Annotated in this window: 12 protein-coding genes; 5 read left to right on the top strand and 7 right to left on the bottom strand. The window is 72.5% G+C overall.

All coding sequences use genetic code 11. The features are described 5' to 3' along the window. The first annotated feature begins 399 nt into the window (after nt 1-399). Together ACQEVM_RS15700 and ACQEVM_RS15705 are read left to right on the top strand one after the other, a co-directional pair. Entirely contained in the window at nt 400-1,755 is a 1,356-nt protein-coding gene (locus ACQEVM_RS15700) for an alpha/beta hydrolase (protein WP_433079076.1), read from the top strand. Between the two features lie 276 nt (nt 1,756-2,031). After that, nucleotides 2,032-2,679 (top strand): lysophospholipid acyltransferase family protein, encoded by a 648-nt coding sequence (locus tag ACQEVM_RS15705; RefSeq protein ID WP_433080035.1) that lies wholly within the window; start codon nt 2,032-2,034, stop codon nt 2,677-2,679. On the opposite strand, the gene ACQEVM_RS15710 is transcribed toward ACQEVM_RS15705, so the two are convergent. Next, nucleotides 2,633-3,172: a peroxiredoxin gene (locus ACQEVM_RS15710; protein WP_433079078.1), complete on the bottom strand. Its 540-nt coding sequence runs from the start codon at nt 3,170-3,172 to the stop codon at nt 2,633-2,635. The genes ACQEVM_RS15705 and ACQEVM_RS15710 overlap by 47 nt on opposite strands. Nucleotides 3,173-3,439: 267 nt before the next feature. Next, nucleotides 3,440-4,582: a winged helix DNA-binding domain-containing protein gene (locus tag ACQEVM_RS15715; protein WP_433079080.1), complete on the bottom strand. Its 1,143-nt coding sequence runs from the start codon at nt 4,580-4,582 to the stop codon at nt 3,440-3,442. A 97-nt stretch (nt 4,583-4,679) separates the two neighbouring features. Here ACQEVM_RS15715 and ACQEVM_RS15720 point away from each other — a divergent pair, with 97 nt between their 5' ends. Further along, a complete protein-coding gene (locus ACQEVM_RS15720) occupies nt 4,680-5,210 on the top strand; it encodes a hypothetical protein (protein WP_433079082.1) in 531 nt (176 codons plus the stop codon). 48 nt (nt 5,211-5,258) lie between these two features. Here ACQEVM_RS15720 and ACQEVM_RS15725 read toward each other — a convergent pair whose 3' ends face one another. Next, the gene (locus tag ACQEVM_RS15725; RefSeq protein ID WP_433079084.1) at nt 5,259-6,026 is read right to left on the bottom strand and encodes an LmeA family phospholipid-binding protein; all 768 of its coding nucleotides are present in this window, start codon (nt 6,024-6,026) and stop codon (nt 5,259-5,261) included. Further along, a complete protein-coding gene (locus ACQEVM_RS15730) occupies nt 6,023-6,649 on the bottom strand; it encodes a TetR/AcrR family transcriptional regulator (protein WP_433079086.1) in 627 nt (208 codons plus the stop codon). Before ACQEVM_RS15730 ends, ACQEVM_RS15725 begins: the two co-directional genes overlap by 4 nt. 103 nt (nt 6,650-6,752) lie before the next feature. Between ACQEVM_RS15730 and ACQEVM_RS15735 the strand changes: the two genes are divergently transcribed. After that, a complete protein-coding gene (locus ACQEVM_RS15735; protein ID WP_433079088.1) occupies nt 6,753-8,987 on the top strand; it encodes an MMPL family transporter in 2,235 nt (744 codons plus the stop codon). A 68-nt stretch (nt 8,988-9,055) separates the two neighbouring features. Here the strand turns inward: ACQEVM_RS15735 and ACQEVM_RS15740 are convergent, their stop codons facing one another. From ACQEVM_RS15740 to ACQEVM_RS15750, 3 genes are all read right to left on the bottom strand, one after another. Then, complete coding sequence (locus ACQEVM_RS15740) at nt 9,056-10,384, bottom strand: chloride channel protein (RefSeq protein WP_433079090.1); 1,329 nt, start codon at nt 10,382-10,384, stop codon at nt 9,056-9,058. 160 nt (nt 10,385-10,544) lie between these two features. After that, nucleotides 10,545-11,879: a hypothetical protein gene (locus ACQEVM_RS15745; protein ID WP_433079092.1), complete on the bottom strand. Its 1,335-nt coding sequence runs from the start codon at nt 11,877-11,879 to the stop codon at nt 10,545-10,547. Beyond that, entirely contained in the window at nt 11,876-12,715 is an 840-nt protein-coding gene (locus ACQEVM_RS15750; protein WP_433079094.1) for a YhjD/YihY/BrkB family envelope integrity protein, read from the bottom strand. The genes ACQEVM_RS15745 and ACQEVM_RS15750 overlap by 4 nt, the downstream gene beginning before the upstream one ends. 399 nt (nt 12,716-13,114) lie before the next feature. Here ACQEVM_RS15750 and ACQEVM_RS15755 point away from each other — a divergent pair, with 399 nt between their 5' ends. Then, nucleotides 13,115-14,500 (top strand): amidohydrolase family protein, encoded by a 1,386-nt coding sequence (locus ACQEVM_RS15755; protein ID WP_433079096.1) that lies wholly within the window; start codon nt 13,115-13,117, stop codon nt 14,498-14,500. Nucleotides 14,501-14,517 lie beyond the last annotated feature (17 nt).

Below are 14,517 nucleotides of genomic sequence, written 5' to 3' on the forward strand. Positions count from 1 at the left end.
CACCGGCCGAGGTGGGAGGGGGCGTGCGCCGCCGTCCGCGGAACCTGTTCGGGTGCGCAGCGGGTGCTGGGCGTACCGGTTCCGTGGTGAGGTGAATCAAGATCGAGGGACTTCCGGCGCGGGTGGCCGGCTCACGTGGGAAGGAAACCCATGCCAGGTTTCATATCCGGCGGGCGCGGGCGCGTGGCGCCACGCGCCGCCGCGCTGGCTGTGTGCGTGTTCCTGATGACCGCAGTGTCCGCGCCCCAAGCCGTTCGTGGTGGGGGAAGCGGGGAAGGCGGAGGATCCGGGCTGAGATGGCAGCCGTGCGAGGAGCCCGCTGAGCGGGGATCCGAATGCGCGACGCTGCCGGTCCCGCTCGACTACGACCATCCGTCCGGGAAGGTCGTCGATCTTGTGGTGATCCGGCACAGAGCCACCAGCCCGTCGACGAGAATCGGTTCGCTGTTCTTCAGTCCCGGCGGACCCGGAGGACCCGGCACCGACGCTCTGCCGGTCTGGTACGACCGCTTCCCTGCCGAGCTGCGCAAGCGCTTCGACATCGTGAGCTGGGACCCGCGCGGCGTGGGCCGCAGCACGGCGGTGCGGTGTTTCCGCGACGCCGGGGAAGCGACGGCCTTCTGGGCGCGACAGCCCGTGGGATTCCCGGTGGGTGAGAAGGAGCGGAAGGCCTGGTTCGCCGGAAGGGCGGAGCTGGCCGAAGGCTGCAAGAAGCGTGCCGCGAACCTGCTGCCGTACGTCTCCACGTACTACAGCGCCCGTGACCTGGACCAGTTGCGCCGGGCCGTGGGCGACGAACAACTGCACTACTGGGGCCTCTCGTACGGCACGTTCCTCGGCGCGGTCTACGCCAACACCTTCCCGGACAAGGTGGGCGGCCTCATCCTGGACGGGAACGTCGACCCCCGCAATTACGTCGACGGCGCGATGAACGGCGAACCGCGACAGACCACGTCGTTGCGCATGGGATCGGACCTGGGCTCGGCCGACACCCTGGCTCAGTTCCTCACGCTGTGCGGGGAGGCACCCGCATCCCGCTGCGCGTTCTCGGCGGGCACCCCCAAGGCGACGCGCACGAAATACACGGACCTGATGCGGCGGCTCCAGCGCCGCTCAGTGGGCCGGTGGAGCTACGCACGGGCCGTCACGGAACTCCGGCAGGACCTGTACATCGTCCACCCGGGCTGGACCAGCGCCGCGGAGATGCTGCAAGCGCTGTGGCAGGAGCGCGAGCCCGAGGCAGCCGCGCCTCCTCCGGCAGGAAAGTACCCCGGAACCGAGCAGGAGGCCGCCGTGGTCTGCTCGGACAGCCCCAACCCCCGCGTGCTCGGCCGCTACGCCCAACTCGAGGCGTTCAGCGCCGAACGGGCGGGCGACCTCGGCCGCCGCTGGGTCTGGGACTACGAGTGGTGCGCGCAGTGGCCGACCACGACCGCCAAGCGCTACACGGGCCCGTTCGACCGGGCCACCGCCCATCCGATCCTCGTCGTCAACCCCGTCTACGACACGGCCACTTCGTATCAGGCGGCCCAGTCGATGACGAGCGCGCTGGCCGATGCCCGGCTGCTGACCCTGCAGGGCCACGGCCACACGGCCCTGCTCAATCCCAGTACCTGCGTGAACGACCACGCCGTGCGCTACCTCACCACGGGTACCCTGCCTCCCGCCAAGGCCACTTGCCGACAGGACACCCCGCCCTTCGCCCCGGCCGTGCCTCATGGCGCCGAACCATCAGGGCGTCACGCTCGCCGATGACTTCGGAACCGAGGGCCCTTGTGAGCAGGCGAACGCAAAGGCGTTCATGCTCGCCGTCGAGCAGCCCGTCAGCCTGCCACCGTCCTGCCGGCCGGCCTCACCGGCTCGGCACCCGCAGGCAGCGGGCCCGGGTGCGGAGCGCCGTGCATCGCTCCCGCCCGAGCTCCCGGGGGCGCGGTGGTGCTCAGACACGAATGAGTACCCGCGCTCACGCGGCCGGCCCCGCCGCGCCCGACCATGGAGGCACCGCAAGAAGCCCTCGTGAAAGGCACCAGCGTGCTCAGTCGCATCGCCTCCGCCGTCGTGCCCGTGTTCGGACGTCTGACCGTCACGGCCGACGCCGCGTCGCTGCCCGCCGGGGGCGCTCTGATCGTCGCCAACCACACCAGCCTCGCCGACCCCGCCGTCGTCATGGCGGCCCTGCGCCGCCTGGGCATCGAACCGGTGGTGCTGGCCACGGCGGGCCTGTGGCGGATCCCGTTGCTCGGTTGGTCGCTGACGCGCGAGGGACACGTACCCGTACGCCGGGGTACGGCGCGGGCCTCGGAAGCGCTGGACACGGCGGTCCAGGCCCTGCGCGCCGGCCGGCACGTCCTCGTCTACGGGGAAGGCCGCCTGCCGCTGCGCCCGGACTCGGGGGAGGCTCCGCCGGAGGACTTCCGCAGCGGGCCGGCCCGCCTGGCGCGAGCCGCCGGGGTTCCGCTCGTCCCGCTCGGCCAGGCCGGTGCCCGGCGGATCACCTCGGGCAGTACGGGCAAACAACTGGCCGGACTGCTGACCGCGCCGGTCCGCCGACCCCGCCTGCACGTTCACGTCGGCACCCCGAGAAGCCTTCCCGCCGACACCGGCGAGGCCACCGCGCACGCCCGACACGCCGTCACGGCCGCCTGGGAAGTGGCGACCCGCGCCCTCTGCGAGGCGTGATCGGACCGTCAGCCCGTCCCGAGGCGGGCGAGTTGTTCGGTGATGGTGTCGGCCGGGGGAAGGTGGCTCCGACGGCGGTGACGTGCTTCCAGTGCAGGGTGCCGTCGGGGGCGATGATGAAGACGGCTCGGCGCAGCCCGATGAGGGGTGCGGTGATCCCGAAGGCCCGGGCGACGGCCCGGTCGGTGTCGGCGAGCAGGGGCAGGCGCAGTCCGCGGGAGCGGGCGAAGTCCTCGTGGCTGTCGACGCTTTGGGGGCTGATGCCCCAGACCTTGGCCCCGCCGGCTCCCAGGGATTCCAGCCCGTCGGAGTAGGAACACAACTGGGTCGTGCACACGGGGGTGTTGTCGCCGGGATAGAAGGCCAGGACGACCGGGCTCCCTCGGTGACCGCCCAGGGAGTACTCGGTGCGGACGAACGCGTCCCCGGTCAGTTCACCTCCCGGCAGCCGGAAGTCGTCCACCACTTGGCCCACGCCTGGGGATCGGCCCACGATCGCTGTCCTCTCGGTTGCTGAAGGTGCGAGTGACGGCACCCGAAACCCGGAGCGCGGCCCCGTGTCCGATGGCCGCCGCCGGATCCGCATCGTACGCGGCGTCCCGCTCCCGGGTCTCGGTGCCCCGGTACCGGGGTGCGGACGGGAGCGGGTCCCCGCCGCCGCGTCCGAAGTGAACGCGGCCGGTCGTGCGCGTATGCGCCGCCGGACGGCGGCCGGACTCCGACCGGGTGCCGGACCCGACCACCGTGAAGGGCCGGCAGGTCAGCCGCCGGGGAGCACGCGAACCACGGCGCCGGGGACCTTGGCCCACCAGTGGTCGTAGCGGCGGTAGACCTGTGGCTCCCTGTCGCGGAGGAGGACCGTCAACGCCCCCGCCTCGACGCGGAGTCCCTCCCAGACCTCCTCCGGCAGCGGGTGGAAGGCCGTGACCTCGATCCCGCCCTCGGCCGGTCGCCACACCCCGGCGACGTACCCGTCGACCAGCACGGTCGCCAGCACGTCGCCGTTCCTGCGGATGACGAGGGCGCGGTACTCCGGCGGTATCACCCGTGCCCGGTCGTGGTAGGCGAGCAGGACGCTGTCCCACATGGCCATCAGCCGGGGCGGCGCCGGCGTGTCGCCGTCCGGGCGCGGCGCGTGCGGGACGTCGAACAACTCCTCGCCGTCCGGCCCTTCGTGGCGTACGAGGAGGTCGCCGAGCGCGCGCAGCGCCGTACGCACCCGTGTCCGCGGGACCAGGGAGAACTGCGCGACGTCCGCGACCGACGCCGGCCCGAAGCCCTCCAGGTAGCGCAGGACCAGCGTGCGCAGGGAGACGTCGGGCACCTGCGCGTCGGTCGTCACGGGCCGGACACGGGGGGCGATGTACGAGGGCCGGTGACCGAACGACCACGGGGGAGCGGTGGGCGCGTGCAGCAGCGGTGTGAACTGGCGCAGACCCCACCACGCGCCGGGCCGCGCCGGTGCGCCGAGCCGTTGTTCGAGCCACGCCTCGTAGTCCGCGTTGGTGCGGGGCCGGTCGGCGAAGGCCAGGATCTCCGGGACGAGGGCCTCGGCGTCCTCGGCGGTCAACCCGGACGCCGTGAAACGGTCGTTGAGCCGGGCGGCGCGCAACGACGGGTGCACGGCCTCGCGGAAGGTCGGGTAGTCGTCGGCGTGCACGGCGTGCAGGGTGATCCGCATCAGGGTGGACTTGACGACCGAATGACCGGCGAACGCGGAGTCCAGGTCGGCGGGATCGAAACCGCTCACCCGGTTCCACAGGGCGAGATACGGCGAGGCGGCCTGCTGGGCCTGGAGCGCGACCACGCGCCGCACGGCCTCGGCCGCGCCGATCGCCTCCCGGGACGACAGCAACTGTCGGGCGAGCGTGGAGCGGTTGAGTTCCCGCGCGGTGAACCTCATGTGATCCTCATGGCGTGGTCGTCACGTCCTCGTGTCGTGAGGGCCCCGAAGGGCGGTCGCCTTCGGGTGTCGCGGTGCGGCACGTCATCATGTCCGGATGACGAGGGAAGAATCGAACAAGCCGGCGCCGTGCCCGGGGTGCGGGACGTCGGAGCACGTGCCGGTCGAGCGGGCGCGCACGGACCGGAGCGGGCGGCGCGAGGACCTCGCGACGAGGCTCGCGTCAGGACCCGACCACACGGGCGGGGGCTGTACGCACCTCGCGGAGGGCATCGTCATCGCCGGCATGGCCGCCGCGGCGGGCGCGTACGCCGCCGACGACCGGAACCTGCCGTGGCTCACGGCCGTGGGCGCCGTCGCCGCCGTGCTGATCCTCGTGGCGACGATCGCGATCGTCCGCGGCGAGAACCGGGACGCGCGCAGGGTGCTCGCGGGCGCCGCCTGGGCGGCCGAACTCACCGGGGACGCGCGCTACTGTCCCGGCTGCCGTGGGGTGTTCTCCGCATCGGGATCCCCGTGGTCGCAGCCGGTGTCGCCGGAACGGTTCCGCCTGCACGTCTGGACGGCCGCCGGATACGGCGACCTGCTCGACGCGAAGGCGAAGGCCGGCGAACCGCCGTCGCCCTGATCGGCCGCGGGTCGCGGACCGCCGGCCGCCGGCGCCCGCGCGGCGGGGCTACTTCTCCGAGCAGCGGTCGGAGCCCGCGGCACCCGCCCCGTCGCCGCCCGCGGACTTCGCCTGGATCGACTCCGAGGACAGCGAGAAGTTCAGCTCCAATCCCGAGGCGGTCGGCCGGGCGGCGGTGAGTCGGGCTCCCGCCGGCAGGTCGTCGATGTCGATCGTCCGGGGTGCGAGCCGTTCGGCGATGCGGTCCACGAGACCCCCCGCGACGGGCAGCGAGCCCAGGGTGTCCACGGGCAGGTCGCGGCCCAGGACGCTGACCGTCGTCGGCGTCAGGGTCAGGCTGGTCGCCGTGGTGGCGAGCCGGGTGTGGACGGTGACCGGCAGGCCGAGGTCTCCCACACTGCCGGTGAGGGTCAGCCCGTTCGCGTCGCCGCCCACCTTCATGCCCGCCTCCGTCGACGAGAGGCGCTTCTGGAGGGTCCCGTACGAGACGCTCGCCGTGGCACGGCCGCCGCCGACGCCTCCGTCGGTGGTGACGCCGTAGAGGTCGGCCTCGACGTCCATCTCGGTGTCGGCCCGGTGCACGCCCCGGGCCGAGACGTGCACGGCCCCCACGTCGCCGGTCAGCGAACGCAGGCCCGCGAACGAGTCCGTCAGTTCCGCGCTGACGGCCCCGTCCGCCCGGAGCCGGCACGCCGCCTTCTCCTCGATGCGCTGCTGCGCGGAGTGCTTCACGACGGCGTTGGCCGTGCCGGTCGCCGCGGCGAGGACCACGGTGAGTCCGGCGGTGACGAGGACTGAGGTGCGGCGGAGCTTCATGAAGCGGCGGTTCCGATCTGTTTCAGCATCCCGAAGGCCTGGAGCAGGAGACGGGGGGGAGGGGTCGGGGTGACGGCGTCGCTCTGGCGCCGCCTGCGTTGGGTGCGCAGGACGGCGCGCACGGTGGACATGGCCGCGCCGGCGATCACGGCGGCGCGCAGGTCGGCGTCCGGGGTTCCGTCGGGGAGCCGCCTGAGGACGAGGAGCGTGAGCCGGTCCTCGAACTCGCTGAACGCCTGCACCAGCCGGGCGGCCACCAGCACCTCGGCGCCCTCGATGGAGTGGGTCAGGGCGGTGAGGCTGGAGGCCGCGAAGGGAGCCACCGCCGAGAGGAGCGCGTTGAACACCGCGTCCAGCGGCTCCTCGTCGGCGGGGCGGGCGGCCAGTTCCGATTCGACGTGGCGGAACAGGTCGGCGCTGTCGGGTACGAGCAGCGCCTCCTTGCTGTCGAAGTACCGGAAGAAGGTCCGCTCGGAGACGTTCGCGTGGGCGGCGATGTCCGCGACGGTGGTTCCCGCGAAGCCGTGAGCGGCGAACAGCGTGGCGGCGCCCTCGCGCAGCAGTCGGCGGGTCTGTTCCTTCTTGCGTTCGCGCAGTCCGGAGTCGTCGGGGTCGTGAGGCATGCATGAAGCCTAGCAATGACGGCACCCCTGTCAATTGTCAGTCCTGCCACTTTGTGCGAGGTTGGTTCGTGTCAGTCCTGCCACTTTCTTGTTTGGAGTCGATGTGCAGTTCCCCCGGCGCTCCCGGCGCCCCAGGCCGCGAGCCCACTCCTCCCGCCCGGGTGCGCTCGGCGCCTTCTGCGCCCGTCACCCGATGTGGGTGATCGCCGCCTGGCTCGTACTGCTGGCCGGGGCCTTCCTCGGCCGCCAGGCCGTCGGTCCCGCCTACAGCGACGAGATCAGCCTGCCGAGCACCCCTTCGCGCACCGGCGCCGACCTCCTGGCCGCCCACGCGCCGGGCATCGGGGACCCCAGTGGCCGCGTCGTGTTCCACGCGGACTCGGGCGCCGTCGCCGATCACCGCCAGGCCGTCGATCAAAGCCTCGCCGCCCTCGCGAAGCTGCCCCACGTCACCGCCGCCTCCAAACCGGTGACCGACGCCGACGGCCGTACCTCCTACACCACCGTCTCGTTCGACCGGCAGGTCAAGACACTCGGGCACGCGTACACCGGCTCGCTCGACGAGGCCACGGCCCCGGCCCGGGCGGCCGGAATGCGGGTCGGGTACGGCGGGGACCTCAACGAGGTGGTCAGGGAGCCCGCCAACGACAAGGCGAGCGAGATCGTCGGTGTCGTGGCCGCCCTGGTGATCCTCGTCCTCGCCTTCGGCAGCGTCGCCGCGGCCCTCCTGCCCCTGGTCACCGCGCTGATCAGCGTCGGAGTGGGTCTCAGCGTGGTGGGCATCGTGGCGGGCGTCGTCACCTTCGCGACCGCCGCCCCCACCCTGGCCACCATGATCGGCCTCGGTGTGGGCATCGACTACGCCCTGTTCCTGACGACCCGGTTCCGGCAGGACCTCATCGACGGCCACGACCCCGTCGACGCCGCCGCGCGCACCACCGCCACCAGCGGCCGCGCCGTCGTCGTCGCCGGAGTCACCGTCGCGGTCGCCATGCTGAGCCTCTACGCCTGCGGCATCGGCTTCATCGGCAGACTGGGCCTGGCAGCCACCCTCGCCGTCACGGTCACCGCCGCCGGAGCGCTGACCCTCGTACCGGCCGCCCTCGGACTGGTGGGACGCCGCATCGACCGCCTCTCCCTGCGCCGCCCCGTCGCCGAGACCACCGGCGGCCACGACGGCTGGCACCGCTACGCCGCCCTGGTGGCACGCCACCCCTGGAAGTTCCTCACCGCGGGCACGCTCCTGCTCGCGGTGTGCGCGGTACCGATGTTCTCCATGCGCCTCGGCCACGTGGACGACGGCGCCGACAAGGCGGGCACCACCACCCGCCAGGCTCACGACTGGATCGCCGAGGGTCGGGGGCCGGGCTTCGGCCCCGGCGCGAACGGTCCGTTCGTCCTCGTCGCCGACCTGGAAGGGGCGACCGCTCCCGCCGACCGGATCGGAGGCGACCTCACCACGGCCCTGCGGGACACGGACGGCATCGACCGGTTCACACCCTTCACACCGAGCCCCGACGGCAAGGTCCTGATCTCCACGATCACCCCCTCCACAGGCCCCCAGTCCGCGGGCACCGGGGACCTGTTCACCACCCTGAGCGCCACCACCGTGCCCCAGGCGCTGGACGGCAGTGGCGCGCACGGGTACCTCACCGGCAGCACCGCGGGCCGGCTCGACTTCCGCGACACCGTCACCCGCCGGCTCCCCGTCATCATCGGCATCGTCCTGGCGGCGGCGCTCCTGCTGCTCACCGCCGTGTTCCGGAGCGTGGTGATCCCGCTCAAGGCGGTGGTCATGAACCTGTTCACCACGGGGGCCTCGTACGGCATCCTCGTCGCGGTCTTCCAATGGGGCTGGGGGAGCGGCCTGCTCGGGCTGTCGGAGCCCGTGCCCATCGAGTCGTACGTGCCGATGATGATGTTCGCGATCGTGTTCGGCCTGTCGATGGACTACGAGATCTTCCTGCTCTCCTCCATCGCCGACACGTGGCGGCGCACCAAGGACAACACCCTCGCGGTCGGCACCGGACTGGCCGGCACCGGCAGGGTCATCTCCAGTGCCGCGCTGATCATGACCGCGGTCTTCCTCTCCTTCGCAGCCTCGCCCACCGTCGTCGTCAAGATGCTGGCGGTGGGGCTGGCCGTCAGCGTCGTCCTCGACGCGACGGTGGTCCGGCTCGTGCTCGTGCCGAGCGCGATGTTCCTGATGGGCCGTGCGAACTGGTGGCTGCCCCGGGTGCTGGACCGGGTCCTGCCCCACCCGCGTGCGCACACGGACGTCCCACCGGTTCCGCGGGCGGCGCCGGTCTCCGCGTCGCCTTCGGTGCCCACGGGCTGACCTCGGCCGCCCGCCGCCTGGCTCCAGCCGCCGGGCAGTCCCCGGTCGACGGCGCGGCGGGCGGATCCTCATCCGGGCTTCGCGTCACCCACGTCGATCTCCACGCCGGACGCCCGCGGACGGTCCAGCATGACCTCGATGAGCAGGGCCGTGACCGAGCTGATCACCATCAGCGGCATCAGGGTGCTCGCGTCCTTGCCGAGCAGGGCGGCGGCCAGCACGACGCCGGTGACCGGCAGACGGGTGGCCGCGACTCCCGCCGCGCAGATGCCCGCGGCCAGGGCGGGGGCCATGCCGAAACCGGGAAGGCCGCCACAGGCGATGCCCACCGCGGCTCCGATGGTGATGGCAGGGAAGATGGGACCACCTCGCAGGCTGCCCAGCGCGATGCCCCAGCCGATCAGCTTGAAGACGGCCAGCGCCACCAGCGAGCCCACCGCCCAGGCCCCCGGGTCGGCCGCCAGCGCGCCGATCACGATCTGGCCGGACAGCGCCACCTCGCCCGGGGAACGCCCGGTGGCCAGGGCGTAGGCGGTGATGGAGACGCCGATGCCCAGGGCGCACAGGATGATCCGGACCGCGGAGGCACCCGCCCACCGGTGGGTCCGCAGGCCCAGGAGCTTTCCGCCGGCGACGAGCGCCCCGATCAGGGCCGCCATGGGAACGCCCCACAGGAAGTCGGCGGCGTCGAGCAGTCCGGTGGGAGGCTTCTGCGGGAGGGCCAGTGACCCGATGCCGAGCCCGGTCCAATGGCCGAACCCGGTGAACACCAGGGCGCCGACGCCACTGGCGACCAGGGCGGGCAGGATCAGTACGACCAGCCGCACGCCGCCGAGTCCGGCGGCCTCCAGCACCATCACGGCCGGGATGAGCGGGCTGCCGAAGATGGTGCTGATGGCGGCGGTGGAACCCGCCATGCCGAGCACCGCGGTCAACTGGGGCCGGGCGGCGCGCTGTGTGGCCCGCACGCAGATCAGCGCGAGGCCGCCGCCCAGTGCCATGAGCGGGGCCTCGGGTCCCAGGATCACACCGAGGGGGAGACAGATCAGCGCGGCCAGGGCGACGCTCGGCAACTCGCGGGGCGTGGTCGTCGCCCCGCCGATTCCGAAGACGGGCACGTGACCGCCCGCGCCGGCCATCCGGGTGATGACGGGCGCGGCCAGCAGCCCGGCGAGGGCCAGTGTGGGCAGCCCCCACCACCACGGTGACACGGAATAGCCGAGCGCCTCGGGCGCGGACTCCCACACCCAGTGCTGAAGTTCGTGTTCGAGGCTGATGAAGCCGAAGGCGATGAGCGAGACGGGGATCCCGACGAGCGCGGACGCCAGGAGCAGCCGCAGCGTCCCGGGCGCGGTGAGGGCCTGACGGAGGGTCGGTTGTCGCTGCGACTCTGTCAAGACTGCCGAGCCCCCTCCGTGTGACCACTGCCGGTGACGGTCCCCACCAGGTTCGGTCCGACCGACGGCATCCGCAGGGCGGGCGGGCCGGACGAGTGAGGCTCACCGACCGGCCCACCCGCCTCCCGCCCGCTCCGTCGGCGCGCCACCGTACGCGCCCCTACGCTCCCGGTGCTCCCGGTCCTTCCGGTGTCTCCGCCGGACTCGCCGGACCCGCCGGACCCGCCGGACCCGCCGCCTCGCGATCCGCAGGACCGACCGGCCGCGCGTCGAGGAACTCGATCACCGTGATGGCGAACAGGACCGCCAGGACGATGCCGACGACGACCCACCCGGTGGGATAGGACCACAACGCGAGCGTCAGGGCACCCACCGCCAGGACCGCCTGGACCAGCCGGCGCTTCCAGCGGTGCACGAAGGGCCCCACCGGGCCCAGCCGCATCCCCATCTGCTCGGCGGCGCCCCGTGTGGCGTCGATGCCCGCCGACCACAGGTGGCGCACCTGACCGGCGCGGCGACCGGGGCCGCTGAGCCAGGCGCCCAGGGCGACCGCCACACCGAGGACGGCGACCGACCGCACGGCGGTCCGCAGGAAGCGCACCAACTGGTCGAACACGGCGGCCGCCGCGTCGGAGGAGACCCCCGCGGGCAGGGCGTCCAGGTACAGAGCCCGGGCGATCACCAGCCCCAGCCCCAACAGCAGGGCGCCGGCGGCGATCAGCAGGGCGACGGTCGTCAGCGCGCGCCGCCTGCGCCGGGCCGTCCACACGGCCAGGGCGGCGATCAGCACCACCACCACGGCCAGCCAGGTACCGAGGATCTGGAGCAGCCGGAAGCCGGTCTGGGCCTTCTTGACGTCCTTCGACTGGACGACGGTGAAATCGGTGTGGATCTCCGGGACCTTCGCCGCGACGCCGAGGCCGGCGTCGACCAGTCGCTGCTTCAGCTGGTCGATCACGGGGGCGAGGTCGATGGTTACCGCGTCGTCGGTCAACTTCACGGCGCCGCCGCCCTGTCCCGTGAGTGCCTTGACCATGGCTGCGTGGATGCGCCGGTTGGCGTCCGTCCAGAACGTCCGGAACCAGGAACTGGCTACCACGTTCGTGGCCTCCTTGCCGACGAAGCTCGCCACGGCTCCCTCGATCGGCGACCCCAGTTTGCCCAGGGCCTTCGAGAGCAGCGGGCGGTCCTCCGGCGCCGCCTCCTGCAGCAGGGTTTCCAGATCCAGGTGCTTGGTCACGGCCTGCGCCGCGCGAGCGCCCACCGCCTCCTGGACGGCCCGGTCGTCGACGAGCGGACCCATGGTGGCGACGTAGCGGTCGGTGTCACCCAGCAGGGAGGACGTCCAGGAGGCGACGACGGCCAGGGGAGTGAGGACGAGGACGAGCACCATGAGGATGGCGGACAGGGTGGAACGCAGCTTCCGGTGCGGACGGGACAACTCCGCCACCTGGGCTCGCAAGCGGGCGACTTCCGCGTCCTGGGCGTGTGTCACGGAGTTCTCCGATCGGTCGTGAGAAAGCGGTTCAGCGGCGGCTCCTGCGCCAGGACCGCGCCGATGGTCACGGCGAACGTGACGGCGGCGCAGATCGCGATGAGCCAGGACAGGAGGGTCAGCACCAGGCCGAGGGAGCCGTACTCGTGCAGCGCCCGGTTGAGCGCGGTCGGCATGTAGAGGGCGGCGCTCAGTGACAGCACCGTCGTGGCGATCGAGGAGAGGACGGCGCCGGGCAACAGGGCCACCCAGCCGATCCGGCCGGCGAGGAACAGGTGCTGGGTCCACAGCCAGACGCCGACGCCGAGGAGGAAGGACAAGGGGATCCCGACCCACAGGCCCGCCCCGAACCCCTCGCGGATCGGGCCCTCCATGAAGACCACCAGCAGCAGGGCGAGCAACCAGGCGAACCAGCGCCAGACGGCGATCCGGGTACGTGATTTCGGCAGTTGCCAGGCGCGTTCGCAGACCCGGGCCATGGCCCGGCTGAAACTGGTGGCCGAGATCAGGGCCATCAGCAGGCCGATGGTGCCCGTGGTCTCGCGCAGGCTCGTGCCGGTGGAGGAGCCCAGCACCTTCTGGAGTTCCGTGTCGGCCTGGCCCGTCAGCCCGAACACGGTCCGCAACGATTCCCGCAACTGATCGCGCACGCTCTGGGGTGCGAAGGCGGCCACGGCGAACAAGAGCGGCACGGACGCCAGGAAGGCCTGGGAGGCCAGCCGGGTCGCCCCGTCCAGGAGGTTCGTCGACAGGAGGCGCCCCGTCAGTTCCGTGACGACGGGGAACCGCTCCTCGGTACGGGCGCGCAGGTCTCGCAGCCGTTCCTTCCACGACATGACACCTCCCATCGCGCCGCAGGACGTGCCGACCCCGACAGTCAGTCAAGCGCCGGCTGCGGGGGAGGGCGCGCGCTGCTGGGCCGATCGGGTGGCCGTCGGGCCGGCTGCGCGAAGCGGTCGCGACCCCCTGCCGTTTGAAACAAACTGTTGACGTCTGAAACAAACTGTTGACGCACCCCTATCGGGAACGCGTGGCCCGGCGCACCATCCAGGTACCGTCCCCGTCCCCCGGCGTACCGCCCGGCCCGCGGCGGGACAGGGATCCGCCCAGACTTCGTCGGGAGGCACAACGACATGGATCCACACGGCGCGTGTCCCGCCACCTCCTCGCCCCCGGTCCGGCCGTCCGAACCGCCCCCCTCCCGGTCGACCCGCGGAGCGCCCAGCCGCCGCGGCGTGCTGACGGGCCTGGGCATGGCGGCCGCGGCTCCCCTCGTCCTCGGTGCGGCGACGCGGGTGCGGGCGAGGGACCGTCCCGGGAGCGGCGGCGGCCCGGTCGGCCGGGCCACCGTGCTCCGGAACGCGTCCCTCGTCCTGACGATGGACGCCGGCGTGGGGGACGGCCCGCTGGGGGCCGTCGAACACGCCGACGTCGTCCTGCGGGACGGCGCCGTCGCCGCCGTCGGTGCCCGTCTCCCGGCGCCGCCCGGCGCACGGGTGGTCGACGCCTCCGGCAAGCTGGTCCTTCCGGGCTTCGTCGACGTCCACACGCACCTGTGGCAGTCCTCGATGCGGGGCGGATGTGCGGACCGCGATCTGTTCGGCTGGTTGGCGGCCTGCAACCGGCCGACGTTCCCGCGCATCGCGCCCGCCGACATGTACCGCTTCGTGCGGCTGGCGGCCCTCGATTCCCTGCGGTCCGGCGTGACCACGCTCGTGGACTGGGTGGACGCGATCGGCTATGAGACCACCGAGCGGTACGTGCGGGCCCTGACCGACACCGGGGTGCGCTTCACCTACGCCATGTTCCAGGCCGAACCGCAGGCCGCCCTCCTGCCCCGGGTGAAGAAGGAGCTGATCGACCCGGCTCCGCTGGCCTCGGCGCAGATCGCCACCCATGCCGCCCGGCCCATCGAAGGGTTGAACCGCCTCCACTGGGAGATCGCCCAAGACCTCGGCGTCATGCTCAACAGCCACGTCCTGGAGCGCGTCGAGCAGCGCGCCGACCAGCCGATCGACGTGCTCGGCGACATCGGGGCGTTCGGCCCCCGGCTCCTGATGAACCACGCGATCCATCTGGGCGACGAGGAGATCGCCGCCGTCGCGGACCACGACGTGCGGCTGGCGCACTGCCCGCTGAGCAACATGCGGCTCGCCTCGGGAGTCATGCGATTACCCGATCTCGGCCGGCGGGGCGTCAAGGTGGGGCTCGGTCAGGACGGCGGGACCAACGACAGTTCGGACTTCTTCGCCCTCATGAAGAGTGCCGTCGGCCTCCAACGCGCCCGCTCGCAGGACGCCGGGGTGTATCCGGGGGTCGAGGACGTGCTGCGGGCCGCCACGCTCGGCGGGGCCGGGGCGATCGGCATGGCCGACCGGATCGGGTCGTTGACCCCGGGCAAGAGGGCCGACGTCATCGTGATCGACCCTGCCACGCTCAACTTCGCGCCGCGTTTCGACCGGGTCAATCAGATCGTCTTCAACGGTCGGCCGGAGAACGTCCACGCGGTCTTCGTCGACGGCCGACCACTCGTCCTCGAAGGCCGACTGCTCGACGTGGACACCCGGCGCGTCGTGCGCGAGGCCGAGGAAGCCGCCTCCCGACTCCGATCCGCCGACTGACCCCGCTCGGTCGTCTG

This window comes from Streptomyces sp. CA-243310, from assembly GCF_050936775.1.
Classification (GTDB): Bacteria; Actinomycetota; Actinomycetes; order Streptomycetales; family Streptomycetaceae; genus Streptomyces.

Excerpts from the sequence above, each read along its gene's own strand:
- ACQEVM_RS15750 (WP_433079094.1), bottom strand. The coding sequence starts at position 12,715 with ATGTCGTGGAAGGAACGGCTGCGAGACCTGCGCGCCCGTACCGAGGAG.
- ACQEVM_RS15720 (WP_433079082.1), top strand. The coding sequence starts at position 4,680 with ATGACGAGGGAAGAATCGAACAAGCCGGCGCCGTGCCCGGGGTGCGGG.
- ACQEVM_RS15715 (WP_433079080.1), bottom strand. The coding sequence starts at position 4,582 with ATGAGGTTCACCGCGCGGGAACTCAACCGCTCCACGCTCGCCCGACAG.
- ACQEVM_RS15730 (WP_433079086.1), bottom strand. The coding sequence starts at position 6,649 with ATGCCTCACGACCCCGACGACTCCGGACTGCGCGAACGCAAGAAGGAA.
- ACQEVM_RS15725 (WP_433079084.1), bottom strand. The coding sequence starts at position 6,026 with ATGAAGCTCCGCCGCACCTCAGTCCTCGTCACCGCCGGACTCACCGTG.